Genomic DNA, 18,162 nt, shown 5'->3' on the forward strand with positions numbered 1-18,162 from the left:
GTTCATCCCGAAGGGTGCGTTCCGCACCTGGCTGCTGACGCTGCGTGTCTGACGGCGCTCAGGCGACGAGCGGGGCCAGCACCGCCAGTCCGGTGCCGAGCAGCAGCGCCGGGCCGAACGGCAGTTCCGCCCGCAGTCCCACCCGGCGGGTCGCCACGAGGGCCAGTGCCAGCAGCGCCTGGACGACGAAGCCGGCGACCACCCCGAGCACGACGTGCGGCCAGCCGAGCCAGCCCAGGTACAGCCCGAGGACGGCGCCGAGCTTCACGTCGCCCATGCCGATGCCGCCCGGGGAGACCAGCGCCATGAGGAGCAGGGCGCCGAAGACCGCCGCGGCCGCCAGGACCGCGCGGAGCAGCGCCGGCCACGCGCCGGTGACCGCAGCGGCGCCGGAGAGCAGCACCGCGCCCGCGACCAGAGTGGGCGCCACGACCCGGTTGGGCAGCAGGTGGTGGTGCCGGTCGATCGCGGCCAGCAGCACCCCGGCCACGACGAGCAGGAGGTAGGCGGGCAGCTCGGCGGAGATCCCGAAGCGCCACGTGGTCACCGCGCACAGCACGGCGGTCAGCAGGACCAGCAGCGGCCGCACCGCCGGCCGCTCCTCCTCGCGGGCGTCCGGCGACGGGGCCGCCGGTGCGCCCACGGGGACGCGGGCACCCGCCGGCCACGGGTAGCGCGCGGCGGCGCGGTCCACGGCTGCCCCCGCGGCCAGGCCGAGGAGCGCCGCGACCCCGGGAGCGACGGCGGCGGCGGACACGGCGGACACGATGACACGGCCCGGCAGCGGCGCCCGTGAGCGAAACCCACCCCCTCGGGTGGGATCCCAGGACACCCGCTTCCTCCCCCGGACCGGCCGGCCCCCGGGAGGGCGGTGCCAGGATCACGGCGGACGAGGGTCGCCGTCGAGACCCAGGAGGAGGACGGATGGAGCCCGGGACAGCGTCGGCGGTCCTGCTGCCCGACGGGCGTGAGCTCGCGTGGTCGGAGTGGGGACCGCAGGACGGCCGGCCGGTGCTCTTCTGCCCCGGCGCGGGGATGAGCGGCGTCCTCGGCTTCGGGACCGGCCTGCTGACCGACCTCGGCCTGCGGCTGCTGGCGCTGGACCGTCCCGGGCTGGGCCGGTCCACACCGGACCCGGCCAGGACGTACGCCTCCTGGGCCGGCGACGTCGGGCACCTGCTGTCGGCGCTGGGACTGCGCGGCGTCCTCGGTGTCGGCTTCTCGCAGGGCGCCCCTTCGCCGTCGCGCTGGCCGGCGCCGGCCTGCTCGACGCCGTGGCGCTGGTCGCCGGGCAGGACGACCTGCGCGCCCAGCGGCACCTGCTCGTGCCCGAGGTCGCCGGGATGCTCGACGCCGCCGACGCCGACCCGGGGGGCTTCGAGCGGGAGATCGCCCGCGTCGCGAGCGCCGAGTGGCTCTGGCAGGTCATCCTGGCGACCGCGGCTCCGGTGGACCGGGCGCGGTACGAGGGCACCGACCTCGGCCCCGCCGTCCGCGCGGCCCTGGACGACGGGTTCCGCCAGGGTGCCGCCGGCTACGCGCGCGACCTGGTCACCGCGCTGGGCCCCTGGCCGGTGCGGCCCGAGGAGCTGACCGCGCCGGTGCACCTCTGGTACGGCGGGCAGGACACCAGCACCGTGCACTCCCCCGACCTCGGCCGGTCGCTGGCGGCCCGCATCCCCGGCGCCCGGCACACCGTGCTCGACGACGAGGGCGGCGCGCTGCTGTGGACCCGCGCGGCGGACGTGCTGGACGCGCTCGCGGCGTGACGGACACCGATACGGTCCCGTCCGTGTACGTGGTCCGGGGACTCCTGCAGGCGGCCGTGATGCTCGTCGTCGGGGCCGTGCTGGCCGCCGCCGCGGCCGGGGTGTGGGTGGCGGTGGCCGACGGCGACTTCGGGTCGCGTCTCGGGATCTCGATGGTGGTGGTCGCCGGGCTGATCGGCCTGCTCGGCGGCACGGCGGTCGCCCGCGCCGAGACCTCCGACGTCCGCGCCTTCCTCGGCATGGGGCCGGAGCGGGAGCAGCCCGAGCTGAATGGAGCGCTCGGGCCGGTCGGCGTCTTCCTGTTCGTCGCCCTGCCCCTGGCGGCCGTCGGGCTGGTCCTCGTCGGCTGAGCTGTCGGCCCCCTCCGCCAGGCTGCGTGCATGCCCTTCGAGACGACGCTCGTCCGCTGGCCGGGCGCTGCCGGCTGGGTCTTCGCGCCCGTGCCGGCCGAGCGCGCGCCGGAGACGGCGGGCCCCTTCGGCCGGGTGCCGGTGACGGCGACCGTCGACGGCCACACCTGGGCGACCAGCGTCTGGCGCGACCGCGCGGCCGGCTGGCTGCTGCCCGTGCCGGCGCGGATCCGCCGCGGCAAGGACGACGGCGACGCGGTCACCGTCGACGTCGAGGTGGACGCCGCTCGGCTGTGACCTGCGGGGACCGTCGTACCCGGTGCGTGGCTTCGGGGTCGTGCAGGAGGTCACCGGGTCGCTCGTGGAGCGTGCGCTGGCGGGCTGGCTGGTGGAGCAGCCCGCGCCCATCCGGCGCGTGCCGGTGGCCCTCCTGTCGCGGGAGCAGAAGGCCGCCGAGCTGCAGCGCCTGCAGGCCCGCAAGGCGATGGACGCCGCCCACGAGGCGGAGCTGATCCTGGGGCTGGCCGATGAATCTCCCGATGACGACGACCCGCCACCGGGGACGCCTGGGGCGCGGTCGTGGAAGCCGGACCCGGAGTTGCCGGGGGTGTCGGAGTCCTTTCCCGCCGAGTTGGCGGTGGTGCTCAACTGCGGGCGGCTGTCGGCCGGTCAGCTCGCCCACCGCGCGTGGACCTACCGGACGCACCTGCCGGCCACGTGGGCCGCCATGTCGGCGGGGCAGCTGGACGAGTACCGGGCCGGCACGTTGTTGCTGGAGCTGGATGCCGCGGCGGCCGACCGGCGGCGGGAGCAGGCCAGGCGCCGCGCCGACGCGCGCGTCTACCCCGCCCCGCAGGAGGGCATGGCCACCCTCGCCGCCGATCTGCCGGTCGAGGTGCCGGCCGCCTGCCACGCGCTGGTCGACCAGTTGGCGCGGCTGCTCGAGGCCGACGGCGACCCCCGCCCGATCGGGGACTGCGCACGCTGGTGCTCGCCGATCTGCTCCAGCGCCCCTGGGACGAGTCCCGCCCGCCGGTGACCGCGCACCTGCAGATCATCACCACCCTCGCCTCGCTCGCAGGGCGGTCTGCCGGCGCCGGCGAGGTCGACGGGCTACCGATCACCGCCGCCCACCTCCGCGAGCTCCTCGAACAGCTCGACGCGCTCGGGGTGCGCGCTCCGGAGGGCGGATCGGTCACCCTGGCGCTGACCGACGAGGACGGCACGCGGCACGCCACCAGCACCCACGATCAGCTCCGCCGCATCGCCCGCCGCGGCTGCCCCGAGCACCCCGCTGCCCCGGATGCCGGCGCCGACTGCGGCTGCGCCGCGCTGGCCCGCCCCAAGGCGACCGACTGCTACGCACCCAGCGCCGGGCAGCAGCGGTTCGTGCGCACCCGCGACCGCACCTGCCGCTCCCCCACCCGCGGGCAGCGGGTCGGGTGGGCCGATGTCGACCACGTCGTCCCGCACGCCCGCGGCGGGGCCACCGACTGCGCCGACCTGTGCTGCCTGTGCCGCAGCCACCACCGGCTCGAGACCCTCGCCCGCGGCTGGCGATTCGCGATGAGCCCCGACGGCGTCCTGACCGTCACCACACCGTCCGGGATCACCCGCACCACCCGGCCACCGGGCACGCGACCACCACCGGCCGAGGACACCGGGCCACCACTCCCGGGCGGACCGGACCACGACCCGCCACCCTTCTGACGACGGGAGGTCGCACCGGTCACCCGAGCGCGCGGGCGAGCAACGGGTCGACCGCCGCCCGGAAGGCGGCCGGCTGCTCGACGAACGGGAAGTGGCCGCTGCCCGCGACGACCGCCGTCCCGCCGCGGGGGAACAGCCCGGCCACCGCGAGCACCGGCCTGACCCCGGCCGAGGCGTCCTGCGCTCCCGCCACCACCAGGGTCGGCGCGGTCACGGCGCGCAGCCGCTCGGGCAGGTCGGCGGGCGTCTCCCCGGAGATGTACGCGCGCGCCGCGGCCACGCGGTACCGCATCCCTCGCGCGTGCGCCTGCTCCGCACCGGTCGAGTCCCAGCGAGACCCACAGCCGGAACCGCTCCCCCATCCCGGCCAGGTCGCCGAGGTACGCGGGGTGCGCGGGGTGCGCGGCCGCGCCGCCGGCGAGCACCAGCAGCGTCGGCCCGTCGTCCCGGCCGAGGACGTCGGCGTGCAGGACCGCGCCGTCGGCCGCGGTGCAGGTCACCGTCAGCGCCCGTACCGGACGTGCAGCAGGCCGTCGTCGGTGTCGGTGAGCCGGCCGCCGGCCGCGGCCATCGCCTCCGCGGCGCGGGCCAGCCGCTCGTAGGCGGCCGCGGCGTCGGGCAGCGTGGCGGCCCGGTCGGCCGCGTGGCGGAAGGTGAGCCCCTCGACGGTCCGGACGAGGACGCCGCCCACGACCGCGTGCACCCGCAGGGCGCTGCCGTCGGCGACGAGGTCGCGACCGGGACCGATCCGGGCCGCTCCGACACCCCAGCGGCGGGCGCCGAGCTCACCGGCGGCCACCTGGCGATCCAGTTCGGCGAGCACGTCGGCGGGCAGGTCCGGGCCGGCCACCTGCACGAGGTCGCCCCGGCCGCGGGTCACCACGGGGGTGCCGGGGGCCGCGTCGAGGGACAGGACGTCGTCCCCCGGCACGGGCGGCTCGTCGACCACCCGGACCCGCCAGCGCAGCGCGGGCGCCGTGCCGGGCTCCGGCAGGGGGACCGGATCCGGGGCGGTGCGGGCGCGCTGCCGCCGGGACGGCCGGGTGGCGACCAGGTGACCGTCGCGCATCGGCTCGGCCAGCGTCCAGCCGGCGGCGTGCGCGGCCCGGAGGTCGGCGGCCAGTGCACGCACCCGGGCCGCGGCCTCGGCGAGCGTGGTGACGTCGTCGAGGTCCCAGCGGTGTTCGGTCTCGTACCGGGAGCCCGGCCAGGGCGACGGCGGGCGGGAGAGCCGTGCGGTCATGTCGGTCCTCGCGCGGGCGGGACGCCGCCGGGCGGGGATCCGGCAGGAGCTGCCGGGCCGGCGCCGGGCGGACGGTCCGTCCCGAGGGTCGAGGCCGGCGGGTGTCCCCGGGCGGGGGCCGGCGCCGACCTCCCGATCATGGCACGGGCCCGGTCAGCCCTCGAGGGCGTAGGTGGCCTCGACGACGGCGCGCACCGTGACGTCCTGCGGGTCGAGGTCCAGCGCCGGGCCGCCGCCGGCCGAGCCGCGGGCCATGACCGCCATCGCCTCCGGGCCGCCGGTGACCGCCGAGGACAGACCGGGGGCGGCGAGCTCCCGCAGCGGCCCGAGCGGCCTGCCGACGGCGTCGGCGAGGTCGGTGGCGGCCTCCCGGGCGGCGTCGACGGCGGCCCGGCGGACGGCGCGGCGCGCGGCGGCCGGGTCGTCGAGCTCCCAGGAGACCCCGGCGATCCCGGCGCCGGCGGCAGCGACGGTCTCGGCGAGATCGGGGACGGCACCCGCGTCGGCCTCCACGGTGCCGCCGACGGTCGCCTCCCACCCGGCCCGCTGGTTCGTCCCGGCACCCGGGTCCCACGACCACCGCTCGTGCACCGAGACCCGCGACAGCACGACGCGGCGGACGCCGTCGGCACCGTCGAGCGCCGCGCGCAGGTCCGCAGCCACCTCCGAGGCCCGCGCCAGCGCGGCGACCCGGCTGTCCGGCGAGGACTCGCGGACGTGCACCGCGAGCGTCGCGCGGTCGGGGACGTGGTCGGCGGAGGCCTCCCCGCGCACGCGGACGACGGCAGGCGGCTGGACCACCCGCGCCCTCAGCCCGCCGCGGGCGCGGACCGGGCGGTCAGCTCCGCGACAGCGCCCTCGAAGCAGCCGTGCAGCAGGTCCAGTCGCTCGACGAGCCGGTCCACCCAGGCCGCGGACGTGCTCACCGGCACCGGCTCGAGCATCAGCGACCAGAACAGCCGGTCGACGTCGGCACCACCCGCCCACCGCAGCTCCTCCACCGACAGCGGGACCCCGACCGCCACCGTGAACCGGCGGGCGGCCTCCCGCCGCATCCGGCCGGTCACCGCCGCGGGGACGACGAGACCGATCGCCCGGCCGAGCAGCGGCACGAGGCGCGGCCGGTCGGCGTCGGACAGGACGTCGTTGGCGTGCCGCAGCACGGTGGCGAGCTCGGCGTCGACACAGGCCGGGGCGTCGCTGAACGCCTCACCGGCCAGCAGCGCCGTGTACTCGAGGAAGCACGCACCGCGCACGGGCGTGCGGTGCCGGCCCCGGCTCAGGACCGGCAGGAAGTCCGGGCTCCGCGTCATGCTCACCGCCCCCTCCGGGCCGCCGTCGGCCCTCGGCCCGACGAGCGTAGGACCGCCCTGCGCTCAGCGCAGGCCTGCGGCCACGGCGGGACCGCGCGGGACGACAGGCCGCCGCCGATCGTGCGCTCCCCCACCGCGCCGTGAGGGCCCGGGCGGCCGCCGGACGCGCCCGGCGGTCGCGGTGCCGAACGGCACCTCGTGACCCCGTCGCGCCTGCGAGCAGGGCAGTTGTCCCCTGTCCGCGGCGCGGGATGCGGAGCAGCGTCCGGGTCCCCGTACCACCCGGTCATCCACCCTTGGAGGAGCCATGCGCCTGGCACGAGCGACGACGGTCGGCGGTCTGGCCGCTGGGATCAGCGTGCTCACCCTCGGCACCGCGGTCGCGGCGCCACCCGAGCCGATCGTGATCGAGGAGCCCGTGCAGATCGAGGAGGACTTCTGCGGGGTCGCGGGGCTCACCGTCCAGACGACGGCCACCGCCGAGGGCCGGTTCCGCGTCGTGCAGCGCGGCCCCGACCGGCTGTCGTACTACATGGAGAACGTCCGGGGGACGGTGTCGTTCGCCCGGGTCGACGAGAGCGGTGAGGTCGGCCCGGTGGTGGCGACGGTCGTCGACCGCGTCCTCAGCAAGGACCTGCGCGTGACCGACAACGGCGACGGCACCCTCACCGCGCAGGTGCTCGCCACCGGCAACTCCGTCCTCTACGACGCCGCCGGCCGGGTCCTGGCGCGCGACCCGGGCCAGGTCCGCTTCTCGGTGGTCATCGACACCGGAGGCACGGCCGACCCCGGCGACGACGAGGTGGTCGAGTTCCTCGGGATCGACAAGGAGTCGACCGGCCGGAGCGACTCGTTCTGCGACGAGCTGGTCCCGCTCCCCACCTGATCGTCGACAGCGCCGTGCCCGGCGGTCAGGGGACGACGTCGGGCACGAAGCGCTGGCTGTCCTTGGGCGGGCGCTCGTAGTCCTCGTCGACCGGCGGGCGCGGCGGCAGGTCGGGTGGCTCGGGCGTCAGGTCCTCGTAGGGGACCTGGTCGAGCAGGTGCGTCATGACGTTGATCCGCGCCCGCTTCTTCACGTCGGCCTCGACCACCCACCACGGCGCCTCGGGGATGTCGGTCGCGGCGAACATCGCGTCCTTGGCCTTCGAGAAGTCGACCCAGCGGTTGCGGGCCTCGAGGTCCATCGGGCTGAGCTTCCAGCGCTTGGTCGGGTCGTGCAGCCGCGCCTGGAACCGCTTCTCCTGCTCGGTGTCGCTGACCGAGAACCAGTACTTGAGCACGGTGATCCCGCTGCGGACGAGCATCCGCTCGAACTCCGGGCAGGACCGGAGGAACTCCTCGTACTCCTCGTCGGTGCAGAAGCCCATGACCCGCTCGACGCCGGCGCGGTTGTACCAGGACCGGTCGAACAGGACCATCTCGCCGCGGGTGGGCAGGTGGGTCACGTAGCGCTGGAAGTACCACTGCCCCCGCTCCCGCTCGGTCGGCGCCGGCAGGGCCACCACCCGGGCGGCGCGGGGGTTGAGCGTCTCGGTGATGCGCTGGATCGCGCCGCCCTTGCCGGCGGCGTCGCGCCCCTCGAACACGACGACGACGCGCAGGCCCCGGGCACGGATGAACTCCTGCTGCTTGACCAGCTCCACCTGCAGCCGGGCGACCTCCTTCTCGTACCAGGCGCTGTCGACCTTGCCGGTGGACGAGGGCGCCTCCTCGACCGAGGTGCCGGACCGCTTCTTCGAGGCCATGACGCAGCATCGACCCGGCGCCCCGCACCCGGCAACCGCGGCGGGACAGGAGGGCGGGTGCCGGCCGCCCGCGACGGGGACGTCCGGATCCGCGGCCGGGTCTGGCGGGAGCCGCGGAGCGCCGGGCCGCGTGGAGGGGACGCCGTCGGCGGGCTCGACCCGCGGGCTCAGGTGCCGCAGTAGGTGACGAACGGCCCCTCCGGCCCCGGCGCGGCGTAGCGCTCGAGGCCGGGCCGCTCGTCGAACGGGCGGCGGACCACCTCGACCAGCCGCTCGAACGGCGCGAGGTCACCGGCCGTGGCCGCGGTCAGCGCCTCCTCGACCAGGGCGTTGCGCGGCACGTACACCGGGTTGACCCGGTCCATCGCGTCGGCGTCGGGGGCCAGCGCCCGCCACCGCCCGAGCCAGGCGTCGGCGGCGGCGAGGTCGAGGACCAGCTCGCGGGCCGGCTCCGCGTCGCCGCGGGCGGCCGCGCCCAGCCGCCGCACGAACGAGGTCAGGTCCACCCGGTTGGCCTGCAGCAGGGCCAGCAGGTCGTCGACCAGGCCCCGCGCGACGTCGTCGTCCAGGCCCTCGGGCAGCCCGAGCTTGGCCCGCCAGCCGGCCAGCAGGGCGGCGTCGAAGAGGGGACGGAACCGGCCGAGCGCCTCCACCGCCAGGGCCACCGCCGCCTCCTGCTCGCCGGCGAACAGCGGCAGCATCGCCTCGGCCAGCCGGGCGAGGTTCCACTCCGCGGCCAGCGGCTGGTTGCCGAAGCGGTAGCGCCCGCCCTCGTCGACCGAGCTGTACCAGGTGTCGGGGTCGTAGGCCTCCATGAACGCGCACGGCCCGTAGTCGATGGTCTCGCCGGACAGCGTCATGTTGTCGGTGTTCATCACGCCGTGGACGAAGCCGACGAGCATCCACCGCGCCACCAGGTCCGCCTGCGCGGCGACGACCGCCTCGTACAGCGCGAGGTACGGCTGCTCGGCGTCGGCGGCGGTCGGGTGGTGCCGGGCGACGGCCTCGTCGGCCAGCCGGCGCAGCAGGTCGTCGTCGCCGGTGGCGCGGGCGAACTGGGCGCTGCCCACCCGCAGGTGGCTGCTCGCCACCCGGGCGAGCACCGCCCCGGGCAGCAGGGTCTCGCGGCGGACCGGCCGGCCGGTGGCGACGACGGCGAGCGAGCGGGTGGTGGGGATGCCGAGCGCGGCCATGGCCTCGCTGACGACGTACTCGCGCAGCATCGGGCCGACGGCGGCCAGCCCGTCACCGCCGCGGGAGAACGGCGTGCGGCCCGAGCCCTTGAGGTGCAGGTCGCGGAGCCGGCCGTCGACGCCGGTGAGCTCGCCGAGCAGCAGCGCCCGCCCGTCGCCCAGGCGCGGGTTGTAGTAGCCGAACTGGTGGCCGGCGTAGGCCTGCGCCACCGGCCGCGCGCCCTCGGGGACGGCGGTGCCGGTGAGCAGCGCGACGCCCTCGGAGCTGCGCAGCGCATCGGCGTCGAGGCCCAGTTCGGCGGCGAGGGGCTCGTTGAGCGCGAGCAGCCGCGGGTCCGGCGTCTCCGCGGCCTGCCACGGCAGCGCCATCTCCGGCAGCGCGGAGGCGAAGCGGTCGCCGAGGGCGACGGTCAGGGCGGGAGCGACGCTCATCCTCCCGAATGTACGGACGCCACGGGCCGCGGGCCCGTCGTCTGCGACGCTGCGGACGTGACGGTCGAGCTGAGCCCGGACGACCTCCGCGCGGTCGCCCGCTACGCGGCGGAGAGCGCGCGCGAGGTCCTCCCGCTCGCCGAGTCGGCCTCTCCGGGGGACCGGCGGCCACGCGCGGCGATCGAGGCGGCGGAGGCCTTCGCCGGCGGTGCCGACCGGACGGTCCTGCAGCGGACGGCCGGGCTGGCCGCGCACCGGGCGGCCGCGGAGGCTCCGACGGCGGCGGCGCGGGAGGCCGCCCGTGCCGCCGGGCACGCCGCGGCCGCGGCCTACCTGCACCCGCTGGCGAGGGCGACGCAGGTGCGGCACGTGCTCGGGGCCGCGGCACACGCGGCGCGCGCGGCGGAGGTGGCCGCCGGAGGGGACGAGGCCGTCGGGGACGAGTGGGTCGAGCGGGCACGGCAGCGGGCGACGCCGGCCCTGGTGGCGGTGCTCCGGCGCTATCCGGCCGCCCCGTCCGGCGGGAACCGCGCGAGCCGGCTGCTGGCCGCGCTCGACACCGCGCTGCGGGCGTGAGCCGCCTCAGCGGCGGAGGCGGTCCTGCGCGTGCCGCAGCACGGCCCGCAGCAGCCGGCCGGCCGACGGCGGCGGCGCCGTCAGCCGCGACTCGACGGCGGCCAGCCGCGCCTCCAGGTCGGTGACCGTCGCCGGGCCCGCGGCCGGCGGCGGGGTCGCGGCGAGCTGGGCGAGGCCGTCGGTCAGCCCGGACACCAGGCCGGACACCTCGTCCGGGCGCAGCTTGACGGTCCCGACGCACAGGTCGTCACGCCAGATGCTCAGGTTGAGCAGGCCCTGCGCCGGGTGCGCGGAGACGCGGACCGCGCGGGTCCGGTCGCGCGCGTCCCACACCCATCGAGCCCGCGCCGGCAGTGCGGTGACCGTCATCACCCCATGATCGGCCCCGGTCGCCCGGAGGGCCAGGAGGAGCGGTCGCGCGTCAGACCTCGGCGGCGACGCCGGGATCGAGCCAGCGGACGCGCCGGCGGACCTCCTCCGGTGCGGCCGCCAGGTCGCGCTCGGCGCCTTCCCGGCCCTGGCGGAAGTGGCTCCAGCCCTCGTGGTGCACCGGCACGACGACCCGCGGCGCGGTCAACCGGACCACGGCCGCGGCCTGCCGGCCGGTCATCGAGTACCGCACCGGCCCGCTCACCGGGAAGCGGACGCCGCCGAGGTGCAGCACGGCGACGTCGACCCGCAGCCGTTCGGCGACCTGCCGCAGCCCGCTGAACGCCACGGTGTCTCCGGAGATCCACAGGACGCCGTCGGTCCGGCCCGGCTCGCGCACCGCGAACCCGACGACGTCGCCGACGACCGGGCGGCTCAGCGGCGGGCCGTGCCGCGCCGGGGTGGCGACCACCTCCAGCGGCGGGCGGCCCGGCCCGTCGAGCACCGTCGTCTCCCAGGGGCGCAGCCCGCGCGCGCCGCCGCCGAGCCGGCGCGCGCCGGAGGCGGTCGTCACGACCACCGGCACCTGCGCCAGCAGCGCCCGGCCGGCGTCGTCGAGGTTGTCGGCGTGGTGGTCGTGGGTGAGCAGCACCGCGTCGACGGGCAGGACCTCGCCCGGGGACAGGGCCGGACCGCCCGTCTTCGTCGACCCGGTGCCCCAGCCGAAGGAGTAGTGCCGTCCCGGCGGGTCGAAGGTCGGGTCGGTGAGCAGCCGGTGGCCGCCGACCTCCACCAGCAGGGTCGGGCCGCCGACGTGCGTCAGGCGCACGTCACTGCGCACCGGCGACCGGGGACCGGGCGCCGGTGGCGTGGGCCAGCGCCCAGTCGAGGACCTCGTCGGCGATCCGCTCCCAGCCCGGCGCGGCGGGCAGCAGGTGCGGGTAGCCGGGGTACTCGCGGATCTCGGTCACCGTGTCGCCGCGGTAGTGCTTCGCGTTCGACCGCTGGATCGCCGGCGGCATGATGTGGTCCTCGCCGCCGGACACGAACAGCAGCGGCGGGCGGGCGTCGTTCGCGTAGTCGACGTGCGCGTCCTGCGGGCCGGGCATCAGGTTGGCCAGCACGGAGTTCCACAGGATCCGGCCCGACGCCGGCACGTGGTAGCGCCGGTACAGCGCCCGCGACTCCTCCTCGCCGAAGGTGTTCGTGAAGGCGTAGTGCCACTGCTCCTCGGTCAGCCCCACGGCGCGGTGCCGGTTGGCCGGGTTCCTCAGCACCGCCCACGTCGAGCGCAGCTGCGACAGGGGGACGACCTTCACCCCCTCGGTCGGCGCCGAGTTGAGCACCACCCCGACGGCGCCGAGCCCGCGGTCGAGCAGCAGCTGGGTGATCGTGCCGCCGGCGGAGTGCCCGACGAGCACCGGCGGGGACCCGAGCCCACCGACGACCTCGGCCAGGGAGTCGACGATCTGCGGCAGCGTCACCTCGGCGATCGGCGTCGGGTCGGCGTTCAGCGCCTCGACCTCGACCTCGAAGCCCGGGTAGGTCGGGGTGAGCACGCGGAAGCCGCGCGCCTCGTAGTGCGTCCTCCAGTGCTCCCAGCTGCGCGGGGTCACCCAGAAGCCGTGGATCAGGACGATGGTGTCCGGCGCGGACGGCTGCGTGCTCACGGTCGCTCCTCGGGGGTGGTGGCCGGTCAGCCGGAGCCTGGCAGCGCGCCGGGCCGGGGACCGGGCCGTCCGTGCACGACTCCGGTCCCTGGCTGCACCCGCGGGCGGGTTCCGGTCACGGCACCGCTCTGCCAGGCTCGACGGCGTCCACGGGGGACGTCAGCTGCCCGAGGCCCAGGGACGGCGCGATGCTGCTCTTCGACACCACCCCGCTCCCCCGCGCCGACCGCGCGGAGGCCTTCCGCGCCGCGATGCAGGAGGCGTCGGCGGCCTGCCGCGTCGAGCACGGCGAGGAACCCGCGGCGATGCAGGCGCGCATGCAGCTGTTCCCCTACGGGACGGCCGCCCTGCTGGCCACCGACGCCACCCGCTTCCGGATGGTGCGCACCGCGCGGCACGTCGCCCGCGACGACGCGGCCGTGGTGTGCCTGGCCTTCCAGCACCGCGGCCGCGGCGAGTTCGCCCAGCTCGGCCACGAGCAGCACGTGCGCGACGGCGACCTGATGCTCGTGGACACGACCGCGCCCTACGGGTTCGGCTGTGCCACCGGCGGCGGGTCCCGAGCGCTGCTGGTGCCCCTCGACCAGCTCGGCCTGCCGGTCGACGTCGTCCGCCGGGCGACGCCGCGGCTGCGGGCCAGCCCGCTGCACGACCTGGTCCGCGCCCACCTGCAGCGGATCGCCGACGACGCCCCCGAGCTGTCGGCCGACCCGGGCGCCGCCGCGCTGGGCGCCGCGACCGTCGAGCTGGTGCGGGCGCTGGTGGTGTCGGCGGCCGGGGACGGGCGGCACGGGCCCGGGGTGCGCGAGGACACGCTCGTGACCCGGGTGCGGGCGCACGTGGCGCGGCACCTGACCGATCCCGGCCTCACCCCCGCGGCGGTCGCCCGGGCCCACGGCGTCTCGGTGCGCCAGCTCTACAAGGCCCTCGCCGCCGCGGGGGTCAGCCTCGAGCAGGAGGTCATCACCCAGCGGCTGGAGGCGGCGCGCTCGCGGCTGTCCTCTCCCGCCGGCCGCCGGCGGTCGGTCGCCGCGGTCGCGCGTGCCTGCGGGTTCACCGACCCCAGCCACTTCGCCCGCCGGTTCCGCGGCGCGTACGGCGTCAGCCCCCGGGAGTGGCAGCGGGCGGCCGGCGGTCACTGAGCGCGTCCTCGGGCGTCCGCCGGACCCGCTGCTCGCGCACGGGAACGCCCACCTCCGCGCACCGGCCGCCGCGGGCGAGGTACGCGGCGACGTTGGCCGGCCGGTAGGCCCAGTCCTGGCGGTACCGCAGAGCGGCGGTCGAGGCGAGGGACTCGGTGCGCGGGTGCGTGGTGCCGATCGGCCGGCGCCGGCGCGGGAGGAGCCGGTGGAGACCGGTCCGGGACTCCCGGAGCTCCCCGCAGGGGTCCGGCGCGGGGTGCGGGCGGTCGTCGTCGGGGCCCTTCCCGGCCGGGAGGAACGCGTCGGGCGCGAAGCCCAGCCCGCACTCGCGGGCCCGCTCGACCATCCACAGCAGCGCGACGTCGGACAGCGACGTGTCGCGGTACCCGCCGCCGACGGCGGAGTGGGCACCGGCGAACCAGACCTGCTCCAGCCGCTGGCCGGGCGGGTGGGTGTCGTCCCAGTGCGGCTCCCACAGCGTGGGCCGGAACGCGCGCCGGAACTCGTCCACGGCCAGCGCCTGGAAGGCGTTGCGGACCGTCGAGCTCAGCGTGGTGTCGTGGAACGCCCACCGCCGGTTGAGCCACCCGAAGCCCCGGACCGGGAGGCCGAGCGCGCCGACGGTGTCCCAGACGCCGATGAAGGTGATCTCGGGCTCCCAGGAGTAGGAGCGCCGGTACAGCCGGGCCTCGGTGCCCCGCGGGTGCGCCTCCCGGCAGCGGTAGAGCTCGTAGGCCTCGTCGAGCCGGTCGGCGTGCCGGCGCTCGAGGACGCCCGCGGTGCGGACGAGGCCGGCGGTGCTGCGGGCGGTGAAGGCCCCACGGCTGAAGCCGAAGAACCACAGCTCGTCGCCGGGCTCGTAGTTCTCGACGATCGTGCGGTAGGCGTCCTTGACGGCGCGGGACAGGCCGACGCCGAACGCGCCCCCCCGGAACCGCTCCCCGCGCGCGGTGCCGACGCCCCGCAGGTAGTAGATGCACTGCCGCACCCCGTCCTCGCCGGTGGGCGCGATCTCCAGCGCGACCTTGGTGACGTTGGTGGGGCAGGGCCAGCCCTCGGTCGCCTGGTCGGGCGTGTTCCAGGTGCCGTCGCAGCAGATGACCAGTCGCTTCGGCACGGCGCCTCCCGCGGGTCACGGTGCTGGGGTCATGGTGCTCCCCCGCGCTCCGGCCGACAAGGCCCGCGCGCCGGGCCTCGCTCCGCCGACCCGTCGCGCGCCTCGCTTTGCCGACTCTCGGGAGGGCGAGCACCCTCTCCTCCACGGGGCCCGAGACGAGGGGGCGCGCATGAGCACTCCGGCCCGGCACTCCGTCTGGCGGCGCATGCCGGTCGAGCAGATGGAGGACGAGGAGGAACGCACCGCCGGCGGCAGGCTCGCCAAGAGCCTGGGCCTCTGGCAGCTGACCGCGATCGGCGTCGGCGGCATCATCGGCGTCGGGATCTTCTCCCTCGCGGGGCTCGTGGCCGCCGGGGACGCGGACAACGAGGGCGTCGGTCCGGCCGTCCTCATCGCCTTCCTCATCGCCGGCCTGGCGTCGGCGGCGGCGGCGCTGTCCTACGCCGAGTTCGCCGGCATGATCCCGCGGGCCGGTTCGGCCTACACCTACGGCTACGTGGCCCTCGGCGAGATCGTCGGCTGGTTCATCGGCTGGGACCTGCTCCTGGAGTACATCGCCATCGTCGCGGTCGTCGCGATCGGCATCTCCGGCTACCTCGGGGAGCTGCTCGACAACCTCGGGCTCACCCTGCCGACGTCGCTCACCGCCTCGGCCGAGGAGGGGGGCGTCGTCAACGTCCCGGCCGTCCTGATCTGCCTGCTGGTCACGTTCATCCTCAGCCGCGGGACGAAGACCTTCGGCCGGTTCGAGCTGGTGGCCGTGGGGATCAAGATCCTGCTGATCCTCGGCATCATCGGGCTGGGCGTCTTCTACATCGAGGCCGGGAACTACGACCCGTTCCTGCCGTCCGGTTTCGGCCCGGTGCTCACCGGCGCGGCCACCGTCTTCTTCGCGGTCTTCGGCTACGACGCCATGAGCACCGCCGCCGAGGAGGCGGAGGACGGCAAGCAGCACATGCCGAAGGCGATCATCCTGTCGCTGGTCATCGCGATGCTGCTCTACGTCGCCGCGACGCTGGTGCTCACCGGCATGCAGGACTACCGGGACATCGACCCGACCGCCGGTTTCGCCTCGGCCTTCGAGGGCGTGGGCCTGTCGGTGGTCGCCAGCATCATCTCGGTCTTCGCCGTGCTGTCGATCCTGACCGTGATGCTGACCTTCCTGCTCGGCGTCACCCGCGTCTGGTTCTCGATGAGCCGCGACGGGCTGCTGCCCCCGTGGTTCGCCAAGGTGGACCGCAGCGGCACGCCGCAGCGGGTGACCTGGATCGCCGGCATCGGGTCGGCCGTGCTCGCCGGCGTCTTCCCCATCCGCGCCGTGGCCGACCTGACGAACATCGGCATCCTCTCGGCGTTCATCGTCGTCTGCGTCGCGGTCATCCTGTTCCGCTACACGCGGCCGGACACGCCCCGGTCGTTCCGCCTGCCCCTCATGCCGGTGGTCCCGGCGTTCGGGGTCGTCGCGTCGCTGTTCCTGATCTGGCAGCTGCCGTGGGAGACGTGGGCGCGCTTCGGGGTCTGGCTCGTGATCGGCTTCGTCATCTACTTCACCTACGGCCGCAAGCACTCGCTGCTGAACCCCGACAGCCCGCACCACCGGGCGCGGCAGCCGGACGCCTGACCCTCAGGGGCGCAGCGCCTGGCTCTCGCGGTAGGAGAGGTCGCGGACAGCGCGGAACAGCGCGACCGGCTGCAGGTCGTCGGCACCGACGGTCGGCAGGAAGCGCAGCTCCTCGGACTCCGCCTCGGACAGCGGCGCGCCCAGGGTCAGCCGGCCCCACCGGGTCCAGCCGCCGGTGAGCGGCGCCGCGAGCAGCTCCCAGCCGTCGCCGTCGCTCCGCGCGCCGAGCACCACCGTGCGGCCGCTGCCGGTGCGGTAGGGCAGCACGGAGGAGTACGTCCGGCCGAGCGGCGCGGGCAGGAAGAGGTGGCGCAGGCCGGGCGGGCCGCCGGAGGTGTTGACCAGCAGGTCCAGCGGCCCCCCTCCCCTCCCCAGGCCGGGGAGGCGGACGGCGAGGCCCACGACGTCGGGCAGCGGCTCGGGCAGCCCGACCCCGCGGGAGACGCGGACGACGACGTCGTGCCGGCCCGCCTCGTCGAGGAGCCGCGCGCCCCAGCCACCACCGCCGTCGGTGGCCACGGTGCCCGACGACGCCTGCCCACGGGGGTGGAAGACCCGGGCACCGCGCACCGCCGTCCCCAGGGCGAGGGCGGACGCCGTGACGGCACGGGGCAGCGCGAACAGGTCCATGCCGTCCCGCTACCCGGCCGCTCCCCCGGTGACGCCCTCCTCCACGGAGGGCTCGTCGAGGAACGCGAGCACCATCGGCAGCAGCCAGTCCAGCCGGTCGAGGACGCCGCTGCCCGGTGGCATGAAGTGCGTGGTCCCCGGCAGGACCGCCAGGCGCGCCGTGGACAGGCCGGACAGGTCGCCCATCCCGCCGCCGCCGAGGAGGCGGAACAGCTCCACGGCGGACTCGGCGCGGACGGCGTCGGCGTCCCCGGCGACGACCATGGCCGGCGCGGCGATCCCGCGGATGTCCTCGGCCGGCCAGTCGAAGGGGGTCTCGTCGAGGGTCTTGAGCTTCTGCACCAGGACCGGGAAGTGCGCCGGGTCGGGCGCGAGCTCCTGGTAGGCGGCCTCCATCGGGGAGCCGGCGAACAGCTCGGGCGTGATGGACGGGATCATCTCGAGCAGCTCCGGCTGCGTCCCCGCGCTCGAGTGGCTCGCGGAGACGACCACCAGCCGGCGGACGACGTCGGGGTGGCGGACGGCCACCTGCAGCGCGGCGGCACCCCCCATGCTGTAGCCCACGACGTCGGCCGGGCCGGTGCCGAGGTGCGCCAGCAGGCCGGCGGCGTCGTCGGCCATGCCCTCGTAGGTGAGGGGCCGGTCGACGTCGGCGGTCCGGCCGTGCGCCTGCAGGTCCGGCACGACGACCTGCCGGGTGGCGGCCAGCACCGAGACCAGCGGCGCGAGGTCGCCGGCCGACATGTAGGCGCCGTGCAGGAGGAGGACCGGCGCCGCGCTCGTGCCCGCCCCGTGCACCTCGTAGTACATCTGCAGCCCGTTCACCGGGGCGTACCCGGTCGTCGGCGGTGCGGCATCGGTCACGGCGTTCCTCCTCGGTGGTCCCCGCGGCAGGGGCATCGTCGCGCAGCCGGGCCGTGGTGTCGTGCTCGTCAGCTGGCGCACGCCGACGGTCTCCCCGACCGCGTCGGCGGGGAGCCGGCTCGGTCAGGAGGCGGCGGTGCGCTGCCGCTCGTGCCGGCGCAGCCGGGCGAGCACGTCCCCGACCAGGAGCCGGACGTCGACCTCGGTGTACACCCGGCGGGCCGCCGAGCCGGCGATCCGCCCCGGCCGTCGCCCAGGTGCTCGACTCGTCGCTGGGTGCGACCGGCCGCCGCCCGTCCCGAGAGCCGCCGCGCACCCGACGTGGACCGCCGGCCGCTCCGGCCCGCCGACGAGGGGTTGGTCGGGGACGGCAGGTGGTGGGCCAGCGCGACGAGACCGTCAGTCCCCGGCCCGG

Annotated in this window: 21 protein-coding genes and 2 pseudogenes; 10 read left to right on the forward strand and 13 right to left on the reverse strand. The window is 76.6% G+C overall.

The features are described 5' to 3' along the window. Window positions 1–58: 58 nt before the first annotated feature. Window positions 59–757 (reverse strand): prepilin peptidase, encoded by a 699-nt coding sequence (locus JD79_RS19970; RefSeq protein ID WP_110007913.1) that lies wholly within the window; start codon window positions 755–757, stop codon window positions 59–61. Between the two features lie 167 nt (window positions 758–924). Between JD79_RS19970 and JD79_RS24575 the strand changes: the two are divergent. The 6 genes and pseudogenes from JD79_RS24575 to JD79_RS24015 form a co-directional block, all read left to right on the forward strand. Next, a pseudogene (locus tag JD79_RS24575) lies at window positions 925–1,221 on the forward strand (alpha/beta fold hydrolase); the annotation flags it as partial. 53 nt (window positions 1,222–1,274) lie between these two features. Next, window positions 1,275–1,769: an alpha/beta fold hydrolase gene (locus JD79_RS23185; protein ID WP_211308068.1), complete on the forward strand. Its 495-nt coding sequence runs from the start codon at window positions 1,275–1,277 to the stop codon at window positions 1,767–1,769. A 23-nt stretch (window positions 1,770–1,792) separates the two neighbouring features. Continuing rightward, window positions 1,793–2,119, forward strand: coding sequence for a hypothetical protein (locus tag JD79_RS19980; protein ID WP_146220491.1), 327 nt, complete (start codon window positions 1,793–1,795; stop codon window positions 2,117–2,119). A gap of 30 nt (window positions 2,120–2,149) precedes the next feature. Next, the gene (locus JD79_RS19985; RefSeq protein ID WP_110006925.1) at window positions 2,150–2,416 is read left to right on the forward strand and encodes a DUF1905 domain-containing protein; all 267 of its coding nucleotides are present in this window, start codon (window positions 2,150–2,152) and stop codon (window positions 2,414–2,416) included. A 22-nt stretch (window positions 2,417–2,438) separates the two neighbouring features. Then, on the forward strand, window positions 2,439–3,158 hold the full coding sequence (locus JD79_RS24010; protein ID WP_245900252.1) for a hypothetical protein: 720 nt from the start codon (window positions 2,439–2,441) through the stop codon (window positions 3,156–3,158). Next, entirely contained in the window at window positions 3,107–3,829 is a 723-nt protein-coding gene (locus JD79_RS24015; protein ID WP_245900253.1) for an HNH endonuclease signature motif containing protein, read from the forward strand. The genes JD79_RS24010 and JD79_RS24015 overlap by 52 nt, the downstream gene beginning before the upstream one ends. Before the next feature lie 19 nt (window positions 3,830–3,848). Here JD79_RS24015 and JD79_RS19995 read toward each other — a convergent pair. The 4 genes and pseudogenes from JD79_RS19995 to JD79_RS22800 form a co-directional block, all read right to left on the reverse strand. Beyond that, window positions 3,849–4,226 (reverse strand): annotated as a pseudogene (locus JD79_RS19995) (alpha/beta fold hydrolase); the annotation flags it as partial. 105 nt (window positions 4,227–4,331) lie between these two features. Further along, complete coding sequence (locus tag JD79_RS20000) at window positions 4,332–5,072, reverse strand: hypothetical protein (protein ID WP_110006927.1); 741 nt, start codon at window positions 5,070–5,072, stop codon at window positions 4,332–4,334. A 153-nt stretch (window positions 5,073–5,225) separates the two neighbouring features. Beyond that, window positions 5,226–5,846 (reverse strand): SIMPL domain-containing protein, encoded by a 621-nt coding sequence (locus JD79_RS20005; RefSeq protein ID WP_170149278.1) that lies wholly within the window; start codon window positions 5,844–5,846, stop codon window positions 5,226–5,228. Between the two features lie 35 nt (window positions 5,847–5,881). Continuing rightward, window positions 5,882–6,391, reverse strand: coding sequence for a hypothetical protein (locus tag JD79_RS22800; RefSeq protein WP_170149279.1), 510 nt, complete (start codon window positions 6,389–6,391; stop codon window positions 5,882–5,884). 301 nt (window positions 6,392–6,692) lie between these two features. Here JD79_RS22800 and JD79_RS20010 point away from each other — a divergent pair, with 301 nt between their 5' ends. After that, the gene (locus JD79_RS20010) at window positions 6,693–7,271 is read left to right on the forward strand and encodes a hypothetical protein (RefSeq protein ID WP_110006929.1); all 579 of its coding nucleotides are present in this window, start codon (window positions 6,693–6,695) and stop codon (window positions 7,269–7,271) included. 25 nt (window positions 7,272–7,296) lie between these two features. Here JD79_RS20010 and ppk2 read toward each other — a convergent pair whose 3' ends face one another. Beyond that, window positions 7,297–8,133: a polyphosphate kinase 2 gene (ppk2, locus tag JD79_RS20015; protein ID WP_110006930.1), complete on the reverse strand. Its 837-nt coding sequence runs from the start codon at window positions 8,131–8,133 to the stop codon at window positions 7,297–7,299. Window positions 8,134–8,300: 167 nt separating this feature from the next. Next, on the reverse strand, window positions 8,301–9,758 hold the full coding sequence (locus JD79_RS20020) for a protein adenylyltransferase SelO (protein WP_110006931.1): 1,458 nt from the start codon (window positions 9,756–9,758) through the stop codon (window positions 8,301–8,303). A 57-nt stretch (window positions 9,759–9,815) separates the two neighbouring features. Between JD79_RS20020 and JD79_RS20025 the strand changes: the two genes are divergently transcribed. Then, on the forward strand, window positions 9,816–10,334 hold the full coding sequence (locus tag JD79_RS20025) for a putative immunity protein (protein ID WP_110006932.1): 519 nt from the start codon (window positions 9,816–9,818) through the stop codon (window positions 10,332–10,334). A 6-nt stretch (window positions 10,335–10,340) separates the two neighbouring features. Here the strand turns inward: JD79_RS20025 and JD79_RS20030 are convergent, their stop codons facing one another. The 3 genes from JD79_RS20030 to JD79_RS20040 are packed head-to-tail and all read right to left on the reverse strand — an operon-like array spanning window position 10,341 to window position 12,373. Then, entirely contained in the window at window positions 10,341–10,703 is a 363-nt protein-coding gene (locus tag JD79_RS20030; RefSeq protein WP_146220493.1) for a hypothetical protein, read from the reverse strand. A gap of 52 nt (window positions 10,704–10,755) precedes the next feature. Continuing rightward, window positions 10,756–11,532, reverse strand: a complete 777-nt coding sequence (locus JD79_RS20035) for an MBL fold metallo-hydrolase (protein ID WP_110006934.1) — start codon at window positions 11,530–11,532, stop codon at window positions 10,756–10,758. 1 nt (window position 11,533) lies between these two features. Further along, window positions 11,534–12,373: an alpha/beta hydrolase gene (locus JD79_RS20040; RefSeq protein WP_110006935.1), complete on the reverse strand. Its 840-nt coding sequence runs from the start codon at window positions 12,371–12,373 to the stop codon at window positions 11,534–11,536. Window positions 12,374–12,561: 188 nt separating this feature from the next. Between JD79_RS20040 and JD79_RS20045 the strand changes: the two genes are divergently transcribed. Continuing rightward, complete coding sequence (locus tag JD79_RS20045; RefSeq protein WP_110006936.1) at window positions 12,562–13,515, forward strand: helix-turn-helix domain-containing protein; 954 nt, start codon at window positions 12,562–12,564, stop codon at window positions 13,513–13,515. Here JD79_RS20045 and JD79_RS20050 read toward each other — a convergent pair. Beyond that, window positions 13,475–14,632, reverse strand: a complete 1,158-nt coding sequence (locus JD79_RS20050) for a DUF2235 domain-containing protein (RefSeq protein ID WP_110006937.1) — start codon at window positions 14,630–14,632, stop codon at window positions 13,475–13,477. The two genes, JD79_RS20045 and JD79_RS20050, sit on opposite strands and share 41 nt — an antisense overlap. 169 nt (window positions 14,633–14,801) lie before the next feature. On the opposite strand from JD79_RS20050, the gene JD79_RS20055 reads away from it, so the two are divergent. Beyond that, window positions 14,802–16,253 (forward strand): amino acid permease, encoded by a 1,452-nt coding sequence (locus tag JD79_RS20055; RefSeq protein ID WP_110006938.1) that lies wholly within the window; start codon window positions 14,802–14,804, stop codon window positions 16,251–16,253. 3 nt (window positions 16,254–16,256) lie between these two features. Here the strand turns inward: JD79_RS20055 and JD79_RS20060 are convergent, their stop codons facing one another. Further along, window positions 16,257–16,883, reverse strand: a complete 627-nt coding sequence (locus JD79_RS20060) for a hypothetical protein (protein ID WP_110006939.1) — start codon at window positions 16,881–16,883, stop codon at window positions 16,257–16,259. Between the two features lie 9 nt (window positions 16,884–16,892). After that, window positions 16,893–17,747, reverse strand: coding sequence for an alpha/beta fold hydrolase (locus JD79_RS20065; RefSeq protein ID WP_211308069.1), 855 nt, complete (start codon window positions 17,745–17,747; stop codon window positions 16,893–16,895). Window positions 17,748–18,162: the final 415 nt, after the last annotated feature.

The organism is Geodermatophilus normandii (genome assembly GCF_003182485.1).
Lineage (GTDB): Bacteria > Actinomycetota > Actinomycetes > Mycobacteriales > Geodermatophilaceae > Geodermatophilus > Geodermatophilus normandii.